Here is a 14,435-nt window from a genome sequence, read left to right on the forward strand (position 1 = left end):
GTACGAGCGCGGGGCGGTGTCTTCCCGGACCGCCGCCCCGTACCTGCCCCGGCCGGTGGCCGTTCCGCGGCGGCCCCGGTCCGGGGCACACCCGCGTCCACGGACAGAAAGGGACCGTCATGCTCGACCACCTGATCACCGGCGCCACCGTCGTGGACGGCACCGGCGCCCCCGCCTTCACCGCCGACGTCGGGATACGCGACGGACGCATCGCCGTCGTCGCCGAACCCGGGACCGTCAGCGAGGAGGCCCGGACCACCGAGGACGCCACCGGCCTCGTCCTCACCCCCGGCTTCGTCGACCCCCACACCCACTACGACGCCCAGCTCTTCTGGGACCCGTACGCCACCCCCTCCATGAACCACGGCGTCACCACCGTCGCCGGCGGCAACTGCGGCTTCACCCTCGCCCCGCTCCACCCGGACCGGCCCGAGGACGCCGACTACACGCGCCGCATGATGTCCAAGGTCGAGGGCATGGCGCTGGCGGCCCTTGAGGAGGGCGTCGACTGGGGCTGGTCCTCCTTCGCCGAGTACCTCGACGCCCTCGAAGGGCGGATCGCCGTCAACGCCGGCTTCATGGTCGGCCACTGCGCCCTGCGCCGGTACGTGATGGGCGAGGACGCCGTCGGCGGACAGCCCACCCCCGAGCAGCTGGAGCACATGGTCGCCCTCCTCAAGGAGGCCATGGAGGCCGGGGCCTGGGGACTCTCCACGACCCAGTCCTCCACCCACTCCGACGGCGACGGCGCCCCCGTCGCCTCCCGGCACGCCACGCCCGCCGAGCTCATCGCCCTCTCCCGGGCCGTCGGCGAGCACGAGGGCACCCAGCTGGAGGCGATCCTCGCGGGCTGCCTCGACCAGTTCTCCGACGCCGAGATCGACCTGTTCGTCGAGATGACGGCGGCGGCCGGACGCCCGCTCAACTGGAACGTCCTCACCATCGACGCCGCCGTCCCCGAGCGCGTCCCGCGCCAGCTCACCGCCTCCGACCGGGCCCGCAAGTCCGGCGGCCGGATCGTCGCCCTCACCATGCCGATCCTCACCCCCATGAACATGTCGCTCGGCACGTTCTGCGCCCTCAACCTCATCCCCGGCTGGGGCGAGATCCTCGCCCTCCCCGTCCCCGAGCGGATCGCCGAGCTCCGCGACCCCGACGTCCGGGCCGAGATGCTGCGGCGCGCCGACTCCAAGGAGGCCGGGGTCTTCCGGCGGCTGGCCCACTTCGGCCGGTACGTCATCGGCGACACGTACAGCAAGGAGAACGAGGGCCTGAGCGGCCGGGTCGTGAAGGACATCGCCGCCGAGCGCGGCCAGGACCCCTTCCAGTGCCTCGTCGAGATCTGCGCCAACGACGACCTGCGGACCGTCCTGTGGCCGATGCCCAGCGACAACGACCCGGCCTCGTGGGCGCTGCGCCGCGAGACCTGGGACCACGAGGACGTGCTGCTCGGCGGCTCGGACGCCGGCGCGCACCTGGACCGGATGTGCGGGGCGCCGTACACGACCCGGTTCCTCGGCGACTGTCTGCGCGGCCGGAAGCTGGTCCCGCTGGAGCGGGCGGTGCGGATGCTGACCGACGAGCCGGCCCGGCTCTTCGGGCTGCGCGAGCGGGGCCGTATAGAGGAGGGCTTCCACGCCGACCTCGTCCTCTTCGACCCGGAGCGGATCGAGGCGGGCCCGGCGACCCTCGTGCACGACCTGCCGGGCGACAGCCCGCGGCTGGACTCGCGGGCGATCGGGATCGTCTCGGTCCGGGTCAACGGCGTGGAGACCGTACGGGACGACGAGGTGACCGGCGCGATCCCGGGGAGGGTGCTGCGCTCCGGCCGTGACACGAGGACGGTGGCGACACGATGACCGGTACCGCGAAGGTGAGGACCGAGCGGCTCTTCATCGGCGGCGAGTGGGTCGAGCCCGACGGCGGCCACTACGAGGTGATCGACCCGGCCACGGAGGAGGTCGTCGGCCTCGCGCCGGAGGCCTCGCGCGCCCAGGTGTACGAGGCGGCCGCCGCGGCCCGCGCGGCCTTCGACTCCTGGTCGCGGACGAAGCCGGAGGAGCGGGCGGCGATCCTCGACCGGGCCGCGGACCTCATGGCCCGGGACGCCGAGGAGAACGTCCTGCTCGCACGGGCCGAGACCGGCGCCACCACCGGCACCGCCCGCGGCATGCAGGTCGCGGTCGGCTCCTCCCGCTTCCGGCGGTACGCCCGGGGCGCGATGGAGCCGGTCGAGCAGGCGCTGCCGCCGCAGATCAACGAGGCCGGTCCGATGGGCAAGGCCGGGGTGTTCGGCGCGGTGGCGGTGCGGCGCCCGGTCGGCGTCGTCACCTGCATCACCTCGTACAACAACCCCTGGGCCAACCCGGCGGGCAAGATCGCGCCGGCGCTCGCGATGGGCAACACGGTCCTCGTGAAGCCGGCCCCGCAGGACCCGCTGTCGGTGTACGCGATGACCCGGGCCCTGGCGGAGGCCGGCGTCCCCGCGGGCGTCGTGAACGTCGTCACCGGCTCCTCCGTGGAGTCCGGGCAGGCGGCCGTCGACTCCCCGGACGTCGACATGGTCTCCTTCACCGGCTCGACGGCCGTCGGGCAGGCGATCGGCGAGGTCTGCGGGCGCTCGCTCAAGCGGCAGCTGATGGAGCTGGGCGGGAAGGGGGCCGCGCTCGTCTTCGACGACGCGGACCTGGACTCGGCCGTCATGGGCATCGGGACGACCTTCGCCTTCTACAGCGGGCAGATCTGCACGGCCCCGACCCGGGTGCTCGCGCAGCGCGGGATCTACGAGCAGCTCGTCGAGAAGCTGACCGGCTTCATGGCCTTCATGACGGTGGGGGACCCGGCGGAGCGGGGCACGGTGGTCGGCCCGGTGATCTCGGCGGCCCACCGCGACCGGGTGGAGTCGTACGTCGAGCTGGGGCGGAAGGAAGGGGCGCGGGTCGTCGCGGGCGGCGAGCGCCCGGACTTCGCCAAGGGCTTCTACGTGGCCCCGACCCTGCTCGCGGACTGCACCAACGAGATGCGGGTGGTCCGGGAGGAGATCTTCGGTCCGGTGGTCGTGGTCGTCCCCTTCGACGGGGAGGAGGAGGGCATCGCGCTCGCCAACGACAGCGACTACGGGCTCATCGACTACGTGTGGTCCGGCGACGTGGCCCGCGCCTTCCGTGTCGCGGCCCGGCTGCGGGCCGGCGGGGTGGGCGTGAACACGATCGGGCGGAACATGGAGGCGCCGTTCGGCGGATTCAAGAAGAGCGGGGTCGGACGGGACGTCGGCTCGTACGCGCTGCACGCGTACAGCGAGCTCCAGTCGGTCGTCTGGCCGGGCTGAACCCGGGCCCGGCCCGGGCTCTCCCCGGGTCGACGGCATCCCGGGGAACCGCCCGGAAAATTCCTCGGGAAATTTTGAAAACGGACATTTGGGGTACTGCTGCGGTTCCCGCATATCGGACACGGATCGACCGACCTACCAGTTGGTCGGTCCGTTCCGGTCGTCGATCTTTCAATCATTGGTCGGTGTCCGCTTCGACCCGCGCAATGCAAGGCGATGATCGATCAAATGAGCGGAGTTCGATCTTCCGGATATGGAAACCGCAGCATTTAACGTCCTGTTCATGACTCAGGTGGATGTGCGGCCCCAGGCCGGAGACACGGTAAGGCCAGTCGAGGACCCGGGCGGCACCCAGGCTGTCCGCACCAAGGGCCTCGGAGGCAACTCCGTCGGCCTGCTCGGCAGTGCCGTCATCGGCATCTCGACCGTCGCCCCCGTCTACTGCCTGACCTCGACGCTCGGCTCCACCGCCGGCGAGGTCGGCCTGCAGATGCCGGCGATCTTCCTCGCGGGCTTCCTCCCGATGCTCCTCGTCGCCTTCGCGTACCGGGAGCTCAACAAGGTCATGCCCGACTGCGGCACCTCCTTCACGTGGACCGTGAAGGCCTTCGGCCCCAAGATCGGCTGGATGTGCGGCTGGGGCCTCGTCATCGCGACGATCATCGTGCTGTCCAACCTCGCCGGCGTCGCGACCTCCTACTTCTGGCTCCTCGCGGGGGAGATCAGCGGCAGCGACTCCATCGCCGCCCTGGACGACAACAAAGCCGTCCACATCATCACGTGCCTCACGCTCATCGCCGTCGCCACCGCGATCAGCTACCGCGGCATGACCGCCACCAAGGGCCTCCAGTACACCCTCGTCGGCCTCCAGCTCGTCGTCCTCGTCGTCTTCGTGGCGATGGCGCTGTCGAAGGCCGGCGACTTCGAGACCTCGGTCTCCTTCTCCTGGTCCTGGATGAACCCCTTCGCGGTCCAGTCCTTCGCCGCCTTCACCGCCGGCCTCTCGCTCTCGATCTTCATGTACTGGGGCTGGGACGCCTGCATGGCGACCAACGAGGAGACCACCGGCAGCGCGAAGACCCCCGGCCGCGCCGCGCTCATCGCGATGGTCGTGCTCGTCGCCTCGTACCTCGCCACCGGCATCGCCGCGCAGATGGTCGTCGGCTCCGGCGAGGAGGGCCTCGGCCTCGCCAACCCGGAGACCTCCGACAACGTCTTCGCCGCACTCGCCGGCCCCGTCATGGGCCCGACGCTCGGCATCCTGCTCTTCGTCGCGGTCCTCGCCTCGGCGGCCGCGAGCCTCCAGACGACCTTCATCCCGGTCGCCCGCACGGTGCTCGCCATGTCCACGTACGAGGCGCTGCCGAAGTCCTTCACCAAGGTCCACCCGGTGTTCAAGACCCCCGGCAAGGCCACGATCGTGGCCGGCGTCGCCACCGGCGTCTTCTACACCGTCATGACCCTCGTCAGCGAGAACGTCCTGGTCGACACGATCTACGCGCTCGGCCTGATGATCTGCTTCTACTACGCCCTGACGGCCTTCGCCTGCGTCTGGTACTTCCGCGGCGAGCTCTTCCGCTCCGGCCGGAACTTCGCCTACAAGGGCCTCATGCCGCTGCTCGGCGGGCTGATGCTCACGGCCGTCTTCGGCAAGACCCTGTACGACATGTGGGACCCGGCCTACGGCTCCGGCTCCGCCGTCTTCGGCGTCGGCTCGGTCTTCGTGATCGGCGTGGGGCTGCTGCTCCTCGGCGTGGTGATCATGCTGGTCATGCAGCGGAAGAGCCCGGCGTTCTTCCGGGGCGAGATCCTGACGAAGGAGACCCCGTCGCTGGTGGTCGCCGACTGACCGGTCCGGTAGCCGAATCCTGAGTCATCCGAAACGCGAAGGCGGCGGGCCCGTGGGGGGTCCCGTCGCCTTCGTCATTCCGCCGTACGGGGTAGGGGGTACGGGGTCGGGCCGGGGTGCGGGGGTCAGTGCCCGGGGAGCAGGTGCTCCACGGCCGCGTTGGCCGGCGGCAGGTCGGGGGTGCCGGCCGGCTTCGCCTTGGGGGTCAGGACGCCGCTGAGCGGGACGACGGAGGGCAGGTTCATGCCGCCGGTGTCGGCGGCGGCGGTCCCGGCGGTGGCGCCCGCGGCACCCGCGGCGGCGAAGACGGTCAGGGCGGCTGCGGTGAGGATCCTCTTCATGCCCGCTCCAACGCGGACGGGTCGGATCCGGTTACGACCCGTCCGGGGCGCCGCCCGGGCCGACCGGCCGGGCCGCCACCGCCCCCGGCCGACTACCAGGAGGCCCCGGCCGGCTGCCGGGTCGTCGCGTTGAGCCGGTTGAAGAGGTTGGTGACCCCGAGCCACAGCACGAGCTGGGACAGCTGCGTCTCGTCGTAGTGGCGCGCGGCCTCCTCCCACACCTCGTCCGGCACGGCGTCCGCGCGGTCCGCGAGCCGGGTCGCGTGCTCCGCGAGCGCGAGCGCCGCCCGCTCCGCCTCGGTGAAGTACGGGGTCTCCCGCCAGGCCGCCACCGCGTGCAGCCGCTCGTCGGTCTCGCCCTCCTTCTGCGACTTCAGCGCCCCGCCGACCACGCAGAAGCCGCAGCCGTTGATCTGGCTGGCGCGGAGGTGGACCAGGTCGAGGGTGGTGGCGGGTATGTCGCCGCCGGCCTGGACGGCCTTGACCAGGCGGAGGATCGCGGGCAGGGCGTCGGGGAGGACGGTGGCGGGGTTGGACATGCGGGCGGCGGCCACGGCGGGCTCCTTAGGATGCGTGCGTGGATTACGTGTATGGGGAAATGAACTGGTCGCTGCGCCCGGGCACGGCGGAGGACGTCGAACCGGTCGCCGAGCTGAGGGCGGTCGTCATGCGCGACGACCTCGTGCGGCTCGGGCGCTACGACGAGCACCGGGTACGGCAGCGGCTGCGGGACGGGTTCTCGCCCGCGTACACCTCGGTGATCGAGGTCGGCGGCGCCTTCGCGGGCTGCGTGACGCTCCGCCCGTACGGGGAGGGCGACGGGGCGGGGGCCGAGTCCGGGGTCTACCTGGAGCACTTCTACCTCGCCCCGGAGGTGCAGGGGCGGGGCCTCGGGACGGCGGTGCTGCGCGGCCTCCTCGACCGGACCGACGCGGAGGGGATAGCCGTCCGGCTGGTGGTCCTGAAGGGGAGCGCGGCCCGCCGTCTCTACGAGCGCGAGGGATTCACGGTCGAGTCCGAGGAGGACCCGGTCGACGACCTGATGGTGCGGGAGGCGGCCCGTACCGTCAGAAGCCCGCGCCGGCCGGCTGCCGGACGGTGACGTTGAGCCGGTTGAAGAGGTTGGTGATCCCGACCATCAGCACGATCGACGCGAGCTGCTTCTCGTCGAAGTGATCGGCGGCGGCGTCCCAGACCGCGTCCGGTACGGCGTCCGAGACGTCGGCGAGCCGGGTCGCGGCCTCGGCGAGCGCGAGGGCCGCACGCTCCTCGTCGGAGAAGTACGGCGCCTCGCGCCAGGCGGCGACGGCGAACAGCTTCTCGTCGCTCACCCCGGCCTTCCTGGCGTTCTTCGCGCCGATGTCGACGCAGAAGCCGCAGCTGTTGATCTGGCTGGCCCGCAGGTGCACGAGCTCCAGGGTCGACTCGGGGACACCGCCCTGCCGGGCGGCCTTCACCAGGTTCATGATCGCCGGGCCGGCGTCGGGCAGGACGTAGGCGGGGTTGGTCATGCGGGCCTTGGGCTCGTGCGTCGCCATGATGATCGCTCCTCAGCGTCTCTCGTCAGCGTCTCTCGTCCGTCGCTTTCACTGCAATGACGGAGCGCGCGCCGAGGATGTGACACGACGGGAGAACTTTCTTCGAGGAACTTTTCGCGGACGCTCCTACGCCTCCGCGATTACGCCTCCGCGATGAGGGCGGTCGCGATCGTGCGGAAGCCGAGGCGCCCGTAGAGCCGGGCCACGTCCGCGTCCGACGCCGTCAGGAACACCAGCTCGGCGCCCCGGGCGCGGGCGTCCGCGACGAGCGCGGCCGTCACCGCGAGCCCGAGGCCGCGACGGCGGGCCGCCGGGACGGTGCCGACGCCGACGACCTCGGACACCGGTCCGACGGGCTGGTGCTGCCCGGCCGCGAGGGCGGTGCCCGCGCCGTCGAGGGCCGCCGCGAGCCGGGTCAGACCGGCGGTGATCCGCTCGGCGACCAGCGGGGCGGTGCCGGGCGTCGGGTCCATGCCGAAGGCCGCGTACGGGGCGGCGACGGCGGTCTCCAGCGCGGCGTCGTCCGGGTCGACGAGCCGGACGGTGACTCCCTCGGGGTCGGGTACGGCGAGCCCGTCGCCCTCCAGGACCATCAGCGGGTGCTCGTGCACGGTGAGGCCGCTCGCCTCCACGGCCGCCCGCAGCCCCGGCGTCGTCTCGGCGACCCACTCGAAGGCCTCGGGCACCCCCAGCTCGCGCTGCCGGGCCCGCACCTCCTCCACGGCGTCGGCCGGCACGTCGCCGGTGTGGCCGAGGGCGGGGCGGGCGTAGTAGGGCCAGCCCTCGCCCTCCCGCACGAACAGGGTCAGGGGCCCGTGCGGCTCGGCGCGGGCGGAGGAACGGGGGACGGCGTCGTAGAACGCTTCGATTCGCTGGAGCACCGGGCCACGGTAGGCGGCGGGGCGGAACGGCGCAGGTGGTTATCGGGCGGGCCGGACAGGAACCGTTGATGGCATGATCCCGTCACCCAGTGCAGGATGTGACGGGGGAACAGCCGAGGGGGAGCCATGAGCGGGACGCACACCTGTCCGGGATGCGGCAAGGACGACCGGGTGCAGGCCGTTCCGGCCGTCTACCTCGCCGGTCAGGACGCGGTCACGAGCCGGGAGCGGAACCGGGACGGCGACATGCGGACCGTGACGCGGACGGTGACCACCGGGCTCTCCGACGCGCTCGCGCCGGCGCCCCGGGAACCCGTCCACCGCATCGGCGCGCTCGGCTTCCTCGCCGGGTTCGTGTGCGTCGGCTCGTTCCTGGGCTGGGTCTTCGTCGGCGGCGCCCTGGAGGACGAGCAGGCCTCAGAGGAGGACTTCGGGATGTTCGGGACGCCGCCCGAACCCGGTCCCGACCTGGGGTTCCTGGGCTGGGTCTCGGCCCTCGCCCTGGTCGTCACCGTCCTGGTCCTCCTGGAACTCCGGCGCCGCCGGACCGCTTTCGCCCACCTCACACGCGGCCGTGGGCGCGCCGAGGAACTGTGGTCGCAGGGCTGGTACTGCCACCGCTGCGGCACGGTCCACCTCGCGGACGTCCCCGGCGAGGACCGCGCCCCGCTCACCCTCCAGCGCTTCCGCGAGCGGGTGTGGGAGGAAGGCGGCTACGGCGACCTGGCGGCGGAGCAGCGGGCGACGGACCCGGTACGGCGCCGCTGACCGGCCGGGCGCGACTCCGCGTCGGGGAGGCGACTCCGCGTCGGGCAGGCGACTCCGCGTCGGGCAGGCGCGCCCGCCCGTGTCGTATCGGGCAGGCGCGCCCGCCCGTGTCGTAGTCGTACCCGACCGGAAGGCGCGCGCCCGCGCCGTGTCGTACCCCTCGGAAATCCACCCCGCACCCCCTACCGTGCCGCCTATGCGGATCTCGACCACGATTTTCCTGACCGACGAGACCATCACCCCCGTGCGGCTCGCGCGCGAGCTGGAGGAGCGCGGCTTCGCCGGGCTGTACCTCCCCGAGCACACCCACATCCCCGTCGAGCGGACCACGCCCTACCCGCAGGGCGGCGAACTGCCCCGGGAGTACAGCCGCATCCTCGACCCCTTCGTCGCGCTCGGCCAGGCCGCCGCCGTCACCGAGCGGCTCGGGCTCGGCACCGGCGTCACGCTGATCGCCGAGCACGACGCCATCGCCCTCGCCAAGCAGATCGCGACCCTCGACCACCTCTCCGGGGGCCGCTTCACCCTCGGCGTCGGCTACGGCTGGAACCGGGAGGAGGCCGCCGACCACGGCGTCGACTGGTCCACCCGCCGGGCCCTCACCCACGACCGGCTGGCCCTGATGCGGGCCCTGTGGGCACCGGAACCCACGGCGTACGAGGGAGCGTTCGGCCGCTCCGTCCGCGCCTCGGAGGCCTGGCCCAAGCCGCCGCGCGGCAACGCGCCCCGCATCCTGTTGGGCGGCGCGGCGGGCCCGAAGCTCTTCGCACGGATCGCCGCGGAGGCGGACGGCTGGATGCCGATCGGCGGCCGGGGCCTGACGGAGTCGCTCCCGGTCCTGCGCGAGGCCTGGGAGTCCGCCGGCCGCGACCCGAAGACCCTCCGGCTCGTCCCGTACGCGGTCCTCCCGAACCCCGGCAAACTCGCGCACTACGCGGACCTGGGCTGCGACGAGGTCGTCCTCCAGCTGCCCCCGGGCGACGAGACGGAGGTCCTGGGGGTCCTCGACGCGTACGCGGCGTACCTCTGAGCGATTGACTTCGGAATACGTTCCGAAGTACCGTCGGTCCATGCTGACCCCGACCGTCTCCTTCTCCGAACTCTCGAAGAACTCGAAGCGGGTCGCCGAGCGGCTCGACAGCGAGCACCGCCTGCTCGTCACCCGCCGCGACGGGCAGGACCTCTACCTCACCACCGCCGGCTACGACCAGGACCGCGAGGAGACGGCCGACGTCACGGCCCGCCTCCTCGCCGCGCTCCTCGTCGCGGACGACGGTGCGCGCGTCATAGGGCGCGCCCTTCCCGCGGTCTTCCCCTGGGTGCGGCACCTGTCCGTCGAGGAGTCGCGGGAATTCGTCCAGGACCTGCTGGACGCGACGCACGACGCCGCGCAGCTCGACGTCCACGCCACCCTGCACCGCACGATCGTGGAGTGGCGGGCGACGGCGCGCATCCTCGCCGACCCGGGCCTCACGGCCCAGCTCACGCGGGCCCTCCCCGACGAGGACCACGGCGAGGTGACGGCGCCGTGACACCGAAGCGCGGCGACGACGTCGCCCCGCCACCGGTCGGCGACGAGTGGCGTCTGCGCTTCGCGACGAACGAGGCGGCCAAGGGCTGGGGCGAACTCGCCGCCGAAGCCCCTGGCAATACGCGGCGCTGCTTCGAAGCCCTGCGCGGCGACCCGCTCCGGCATCCCAAGGACACCGACTGACCGTCCTTCCTACGGGGACCCGAACCCGCCCCGTGGCGCCCGCTCGTATGCTCGGTTCATGACGGATCACCAGGCAGCACGTCCCACCGAGAACGCCATGCGTCGCGCACTCAAGCGGGCCAGGGACGGGGTCGCGCTCGATGTCGCCGAGGCCGCCGTCCTGTTGCAGGCGCGCGGGGAGGACCTGGCGGACCTCGTCGCGTCCGCCGGGCGGGTGCGGGACGCCGGACTCGAGGCCGCCGGGCGGCCCGGGGTCATCACGTACTCGAAGAGCGTGTTCATACCGCTCACCCGGCTCTGCCGTGACAAGTGCCACTACTGCACCTTCGTCACCGTGCCCGGCAAGCTGCGCCGCGACGGGCACGGGATGTTCATGTCGCCGGACGAGGTCCTCGACATCGCCCGCCGCGGGGCCGAGCTGGGCTGCAAGGAGGCCCTGATCACCCTCGGCGACAAGCCCGAGGACCGCTGGCCCGAGGCCCGCGAGTGGCTCGACGCGCACGGCTACGACGACACCCTCGCGTACGTACGGGCCATGGCGATCCGGATCCTGGAGGAGACGGGTCTCCTTCCGCACCTCAACCCCGGCGTGCTGTCCTGGACCGACTTCCAGCGCCTCAAGCCCGTCGCGCCGTCCATGGGCATGATGCTGGAGACCACCGCGACCCGGCTGTGGAGTGAGCCCGGCGGCCCGCACTACGGCTCCCCCGACAAGGACCCCGCCGTGCGGCTGCGGGTCCTGGAGGACGCCGGCCGCTCCTCCGTGCCGTTCACGAGCGGGCTGCTGCTCGGCATCGGCGAGACCGTCGAGGAGCGCGCCGAGTCGCTGTTCGCGCTGCGCCGCGTGGCCCGCGCGTACCACTCCGTCCAGGAACTGATCATCCAGAACTTCCGCGCGAAGCCGGACACGGCCATGCGCGGCATGCCCGACGCCGAGCTGGACGACCTCGTCGCCACCGTCGCCGTCGCCCGGCTCATCATGGGCCCCTCCGCCTGCCTCCAGGCCCCGCCCAACCTGGTCGACTCCGAGTACGAGCGGCTCATCGCCGCCGGCATCGACGACTGGGGCGGCGTCTCCCCGATCACCATCGACCACGTCAACCCCGAGCGTCCCTGGCCCCGGATCGAGGAGCTCGCCGAGCGGTCCGCCGCCGCCGGCTTCGAGCTGCGCGAACGCCTCTGCGTCTACCCGGAGTTCATCCAGCGCGGCGAGCCCTGGCTCGACCCCCGACTCCTCCCGCACGTCCGCGCCCTCGCCGACCCCGAGACCGGCCTCGCCAACCCCGACGCGCCCGTGCGCGGCCTGCCCTGGCAGGAGCCCGACGAGGCCTTCACCGCCACCGGCCGCACCGACCTGCACCGCACCATCGACACCACGGGCCGCACGCACGACCGGCGCGACGACTTCGACGAGGTGTACGGGGACTGGGAGGCGCTCCGCGAGGCCGCCGCCCCCGGCATGATCCCCGAGCGCATCGACACCGACGTCCGCGAGGCCCTCGCCGTCGCCGCCGACGACCCGACGAAGCTCACCGACGCCCAGGCCCTCGCCCTGCTGCACGCCGACGGGCCCGCGCTCGACGCCCTCACCCGGATCGCGGACGACGTCCGCCGCGCGGCCGTCGGCGACGACGTCACGTACATCGTCACGCGGAACATCAACTTCACCAACGTCTGCTACACCGGCTGCCGTTTCTGCGCCTTCGCCCAGCGCCGCACCGACGCCGACGCGTACACCCTCTCCCTCGACCAGGTCGCGGACCGCGCCCAGCAGGCCTGGGAGGTCGGCGCCGTCGAGGTCTGCATGCAGGGCGGCATCCACCCCGACCTGCCCGGCACCGCCTACTTCGACATCGCGCGCGCGGTGAAGGAGCGCGTCCCCGGCATGCACGTGCACGCCTTCTCGCCGATGGAGGTCGTCAACGGCGCGACCCGGACCGGTCTGTCGATCCGGGAGTGGCTGACGGCCGCGAAGGAGGCCGGGCTCGACTCGATCCCCGGCACCGCCGCCGAGATCCTCGACGACGAGGTCCGCTGGGTCCTCACCAAGGGCAAGCTGCCGACCGCCACCTGGATCGAGGTCGTCACCACCGCCCACGAGCTGGGCATCCGGTCGAGCTCGACGATGATGTACGGGCATGTGGACCAGCCCCGCCACTGGCTCGGCCACTTCCGCACGCTCTCCCGCATCCAGCAGGAGACCGGCGGCTTCACCGAGTTCGTGACGCTCCCCTTCATCCACACCAACGCGCCCGTCTACCTCGCGGGCATCGCCCGCCCCGGCCCGACCGCCCGCGACAACCGCGCGGTCATCGCCATGGCCCGGCTCCTCCTCCACCCGCACATCCCCAACATCCAGACCAGCTGGGTGAAGCTGGGCACCGAGGGCGCCGCCGAGATGCTCCGTTCGGGCGCCAACGACCTGGGCGGCACCCTGATGGAGGAGACCATCTCCCGTATGGCCGGGTCGAGTTACGGCTCGTACCGCTCGATCCGCGACCTGGTCGCCATCGCCGACGCGGCCGGCCGCCCCGCGAAGCCCCGGACGACGCTCTACGGGGAGGTCCCGGAGGAGCGGCAGCGGACGGCGGCCGCCTCCGACGGCCACCTCCCGGAACTGCTCCCGGTCCTGGAGAGCTGAGTGCATGATGCGTCCATGACGCAGATCATCAAGGGGGGAAACCTTCCGCTGAGCGGCGAGCCCATGCGGGTCGCCGTCGTCCGCCGGTCCGGCGGTCCGGGAGAGCCGCAGGTCGACGCGGCGGCGCTGCTCGTCGCCGCCGACGGCACGGTCAGGAGCAGGGACGACCTCGTCTTCTACAACCAGCCGGAGCACGCGGGCGGCGGGGTCCGGCTGCTGGGCCCCGCCCACGGTGAGGACGGGGTCCTCGCGGACTGGCTGGAGATCGACCCCGGCCGCGTGGAGCCGTCCGTGGAGCGGATCGTGGTCGCGGCGTCCTGCGACGACGCGACGTTCGGTGAGGTCGAGGACCTGTACCTGCGGGCGGTGAGCGCGACCACCGGGGAGCAGCTGGCGCTGTACGCGGTCGAGGACGCGACGACGGAGACGGCGATCCTGCTGGGCGAGTTCTACCGCAGGGCCGGCGGGTGGAAGTTCCGCGCGGTGGGGCAGGGGTACGACTCCGGACTGCCGGGCCTGGCCGAGGACTTCGGGTTCTCGGTGCCGGAGGTGACGGTGCCGGAGGAGACGGTGGAGGCGGAGCGGGAGCCGGAGGATGCGGTGGTGCCGGCTCAAGCCCTCGCGCCCGCACCGGCCCCCGTAGAGGCACCTGCCTTCGTGCAGGCACCGGCTCCCGTCCCCCTCGCCGTCGGGGCCGTCGGCAAGCTCCACGGGCACGTCCCCCTCTCCGTGCCGTCCCTCGGCGTGCCCCTGGCGCGGTGCAACGACCTGCCGGGGGAGATGGGTCCGGAGTTCCCGGCCGTCGAGTTCTCGGGGCGCGGGAAGGAGGACGTCGACCCCGGTCTCACCCTTCCCAAGGGCTTCGTCGTCGTCGACGTGCTGAGGAAGGGCGACGGGTACATCGAGGTCGTCACGCTGACCGTGCGCGGGCGCCGATGGCGGGAGGTCCTGGGCAGCGGCCTCCCGGACCTGAGCGGGGTGGGCGTCTTCCACCACGACGGCCGGACGCCGCTGCGGCTGCGGGTCGACGCGCCGGGCATGGCCGCGTGGACGATCAGGCTCCGGCCGGTGTCGACCCTGCGTACCTTCGACGGTCCCGTGGAGGGGTACGGGCCGGACGTCCTGGCCCACACCGGCGACGAGACCGACCTCAGGTTCCGGTTCCGGGGCGACGAGGACAAGGAGGGGTACTTCGGCGTCCACGTCCACCGGCGCGGCGGGCACGCGCAGCACACGTACAGCAGGCGGGACCGGGGGCGCGGCAGCGGTTCGATTCCCCGAGGCCCTCGCCTGCTGGTGATCGAGGCCGACGGCGGCTGGTCCATGGAGCCCGGCGCGTCGAGGATCACGAGCTTCTGGACCCGCCGCCGCTAGG

14 protein-coding genes are annotated in these 14,435 nt (G+C 72.6%); 10 read left to right on the forward strand and 4 right to left on the reverse strand.

Annotation, left to right across the window (positions count from 1 at the left end; genetic code table 11):
- Nucleotides 1-119 precede the first annotated feature (119 nt).
- The 3 genes from ACZ6K0_RS32270 (at nt 120) to ACZ6K0_RS32280 (ending at nt 5,177) form a co-directional block, all read left to right on the forward strand.
- Complete coding sequence (locus ACZ6K0_RS32270; protein ID WP_469233158.1) at nt 120-1,859, forward strand: N-acyl-D-amino-acid deacylase family protein; 1,740 nt, start codon at nt 120-122, stop codon at nt 1,857-1,859.
- Nucleotides 1,856-3,328, forward strand: coding sequence for an aldehyde dehydrogenase family protein (locus ACZ6K0_RS32275; protein ID WP_376403026.1), 1,473 nt, complete (start codon nt 1,856-1,858; stop codon nt 3,326-3,328). The genes ACZ6K0_RS32270 and ACZ6K0_RS32275 overlap by 4 nt, the downstream gene beginning before the upstream one ends.
- Before the next feature lie 283 nt (nt 3,329-3,611).
- Nucleotides 3,612-5,177: an APC family permease gene (locus ACZ6K0_RS32280; protein WP_376403023.1), complete on the forward strand. Its 1,566-nt coding sequence runs from the start codon at nt 3,612-3,614 to the stop codon at nt 5,175-5,177.
- A 125-nt stretch (nt 5,178-5,302) separates the two neighbouring features.
- On the opposite strand, the gene ACZ6K0_RS32285 is transcribed toward ACZ6K0_RS32280, so the two are convergent.
- Entirely contained in the window at nt 5,303-5,518 is a 216-nt protein-coding gene (locus ACZ6K0_RS32285) for a hypothetical protein (RefSeq protein ID WP_376403020.1), read from the reverse strand.
- A 92-nt stretch (nt 5,519-5,610) separates the two neighbouring features.
- Nucleotides 5,611-6,057, reverse strand: a complete 447-nt coding sequence (locus ACZ6K0_RS32290) for a carboxymuconolactone decarboxylase family protein (protein ID WP_469233469.1) — start codon at nt 6,055-6,057, stop codon at nt 5,611-5,613.
- 59 nt (nt 6,058-6,116) lie between these two features.
- Between ACZ6K0_RS32290 and ACZ6K0_RS32295 the strand changes: the two genes are divergently transcribed.
- Nucleotides 6,117-6,620, forward strand: coding sequence for a GNAT family N-acetyltransferase (locus tag ACZ6K0_RS32295; RefSeq protein WP_469233471.1), 504 nt, complete (start codon nt 6,117-6,119; stop codon nt 6,618-6,620).
- On the opposite strand, the gene ACZ6K0_RS32300 is transcribed toward ACZ6K0_RS32295, so the two are convergent.
- Nucleotides 6,586-7,056 carry a carboxymuconolactone decarboxylase family protein gene (locus tag ACZ6K0_RS32300; protein WP_376403015.1) on the reverse strand — a complete coding sequence of 157 codons (471 nt, stop codon included), beginning with the start codon at nt 7,054-7,056 and terminating at the stop codon, nt 6,586-6,588. The genes ACZ6K0_RS32295 and ACZ6K0_RS32300 overlap by 35 nt on opposite strands.
- A gap of 140 nt (nt 7,057-7,196) precedes the next feature.
- Entirely contained in the window at nt 7,197-7,937 is a 741-nt protein-coding gene (locus ACZ6K0_RS32305; RefSeq protein WP_469233161.1) for a GNAT family N-acetyltransferase, read from the reverse strand.
- A 126-nt stretch (nt 7,938-8,063) separates the two neighbouring features.
- Between ACZ6K0_RS32305 and ACZ6K0_RS32310 the strand changes: the two genes are divergently transcribed.
- From ACZ6K0_RS32310 to ACZ6K0_RS32335, 6 genes are all read left to right on the forward strand, one after another.
- Nucleotides 8,064-8,705, forward strand: a complete 642-nt coding sequence (locus ACZ6K0_RS32310) for a hypothetical protein (RefSeq protein WP_469233163.1) — start codon at nt 8,064-8,066, stop codon at nt 8,703-8,705.
- A 196-nt stretch (nt 8,706-8,901) separates the two neighbouring features.
- On the forward strand, nt 8,902-9,735 hold the full coding sequence (locus ACZ6K0_RS32315; protein ID WP_376403006.1) for an LLM class F420-dependent oxidoreductase: 834 nt from the start codon (nt 8,902-8,904) through the stop codon (nt 9,733-9,735).
- Between the two features lie 40 nt (nt 9,736-9,775).
- Entirely contained in the window at nt 9,776-10,237 is a 462-nt protein-coding gene (locus tag ACZ6K0_RS32320) for a prevent-host-death family protein (RefSeq protein ID WP_469233165.1), read from the forward strand.
- A complete protein-coding gene (locus tag ACZ6K0_RS32325; RefSeq protein ID WP_469233167.1) occupies nt 10,234-10,419 on the forward strand; it encodes a hypothetical protein in 186 nt (61 codons plus the stop codon). The genes ACZ6K0_RS32320 and ACZ6K0_RS32325 overlap by 4 nt, the downstream gene beginning before the upstream one ends.
- Nucleotides 10,420-10,477: 58 nt before the next feature.
- Nucleotides 10,478-13,060 carry a bifunctional FO biosynthesis protein CofGH gene (locus tag ACZ6K0_RS32330; RefSeq protein ID WP_469233169.1) on the forward strand — a complete coding sequence of 861 codons (2,583 nt, stop codon included), beginning with the start codon at nt 10,478-10,480 and terminating at the stop codon, nt 13,058-13,060.
- A 15-nt stretch (nt 13,061-13,075) separates the two neighbouring features.
- The gene (locus ACZ6K0_RS32335) at nt 13,076-14,434 is read left to right on the forward strand and encodes a TerD family protein (protein WP_469233171.1); all 1,359 of its coding nucleotides are present in this window, start codon (nt 13,076-13,078) and stop codon (nt 14,432-14,434) included.
- Nucleotide 14,435 lies beyond the last annotated feature (1 nt).

The organism is Streptomyces sp. NPDC042346, assembly GCF_055581845.1.

Excerpts from the sequence above, each read along its gene's own strand:
- ACZ6K0_RS32270 (WP_469233158.1), top strand. The coding sequence starts at position 120 with ATGCTCGACCACCTGATCACCGGCGCCACCGTCGTGGACGGCACCGGC.
- ACZ6K0_RS32275 (WP_376403026.1), top strand. The coding sequence starts at position 1,856 with ATGACCGGTACCGCGAAGGTGAGGACCGAGCGGCTCTTCATCGGCGGC.
- ACZ6K0_RS32280 (WP_376403023.1), top strand. The coding sequence starts at position 3,612 with ATGACTCAGGTGGATGTGCGGCCCCAGGCCGGAGACACGGTAAGGCCA.
- ACZ6K0_RS32285 (WP_376403020.1), bottom strand. The coding sequence starts at position 5,518 with ATGAAGAGGATCCTCACCGCAGCCGCCCTGACCGTCTTCGCCGCCGCG.
- ACZ6K0_RS32290 (WP_469233469.1), bottom strand. The coding sequence starts at position 6,057 with ATGTCCAACCCCGCCACCGTCCTCCCCGACGCCCTGCCCGCGATCCTC.
- ACZ6K0_RS32295 (WP_469233471.1), top strand. The coding sequence starts at position 6,117 with ATGAACTGGTCGCTGCGCCCGGGCACGGCGGAGGACGTCGAACCGGTC.
- ACZ6K0_RS32300 (WP_376403015.1), bottom strand. The coding sequence starts at position 7,056 with ATGGCGACGCACGAGCCCAAGGCCCGCATGACCAACCCCGCCTACGTC.
- ACZ6K0_RS32310 (WP_469233163.1), top strand. The coding sequence starts at position 8,064 with ATGAGCGGGACGCACACCTGTCCGGGATGCGGCAAGGACGACCGGGTG.
- ACZ6K0_RS32315 (WP_376403006.1), top strand. The coding sequence starts at position 8,902 with ATGCGGATCTCGACCACGATTTTCCTGACCGACGAGACCATCACCCCC.
- ACZ6K0_RS32320 (WP_469233165.1), top strand. The coding sequence starts at position 9,776 with ATGCTGACCCCGACCGTCTCCTTCTCCGAACTCTCGAAGAACTCGAAG.
- ACZ6K0_RS32330 (WP_469233169.1), top strand. The coding sequence starts at position 10,478 with ATGACGGATCACCAGGCAGCACGTCCCACCGAGAACGCCATGCGTCGC.
- ACZ6K0_RS32335 (WP_469233171.1), top strand. The coding sequence starts at position 13,076 with ATGACGCAGATCATCAAGGGGGGAAACCTTCCGCTGAGCGGCGAGCCC.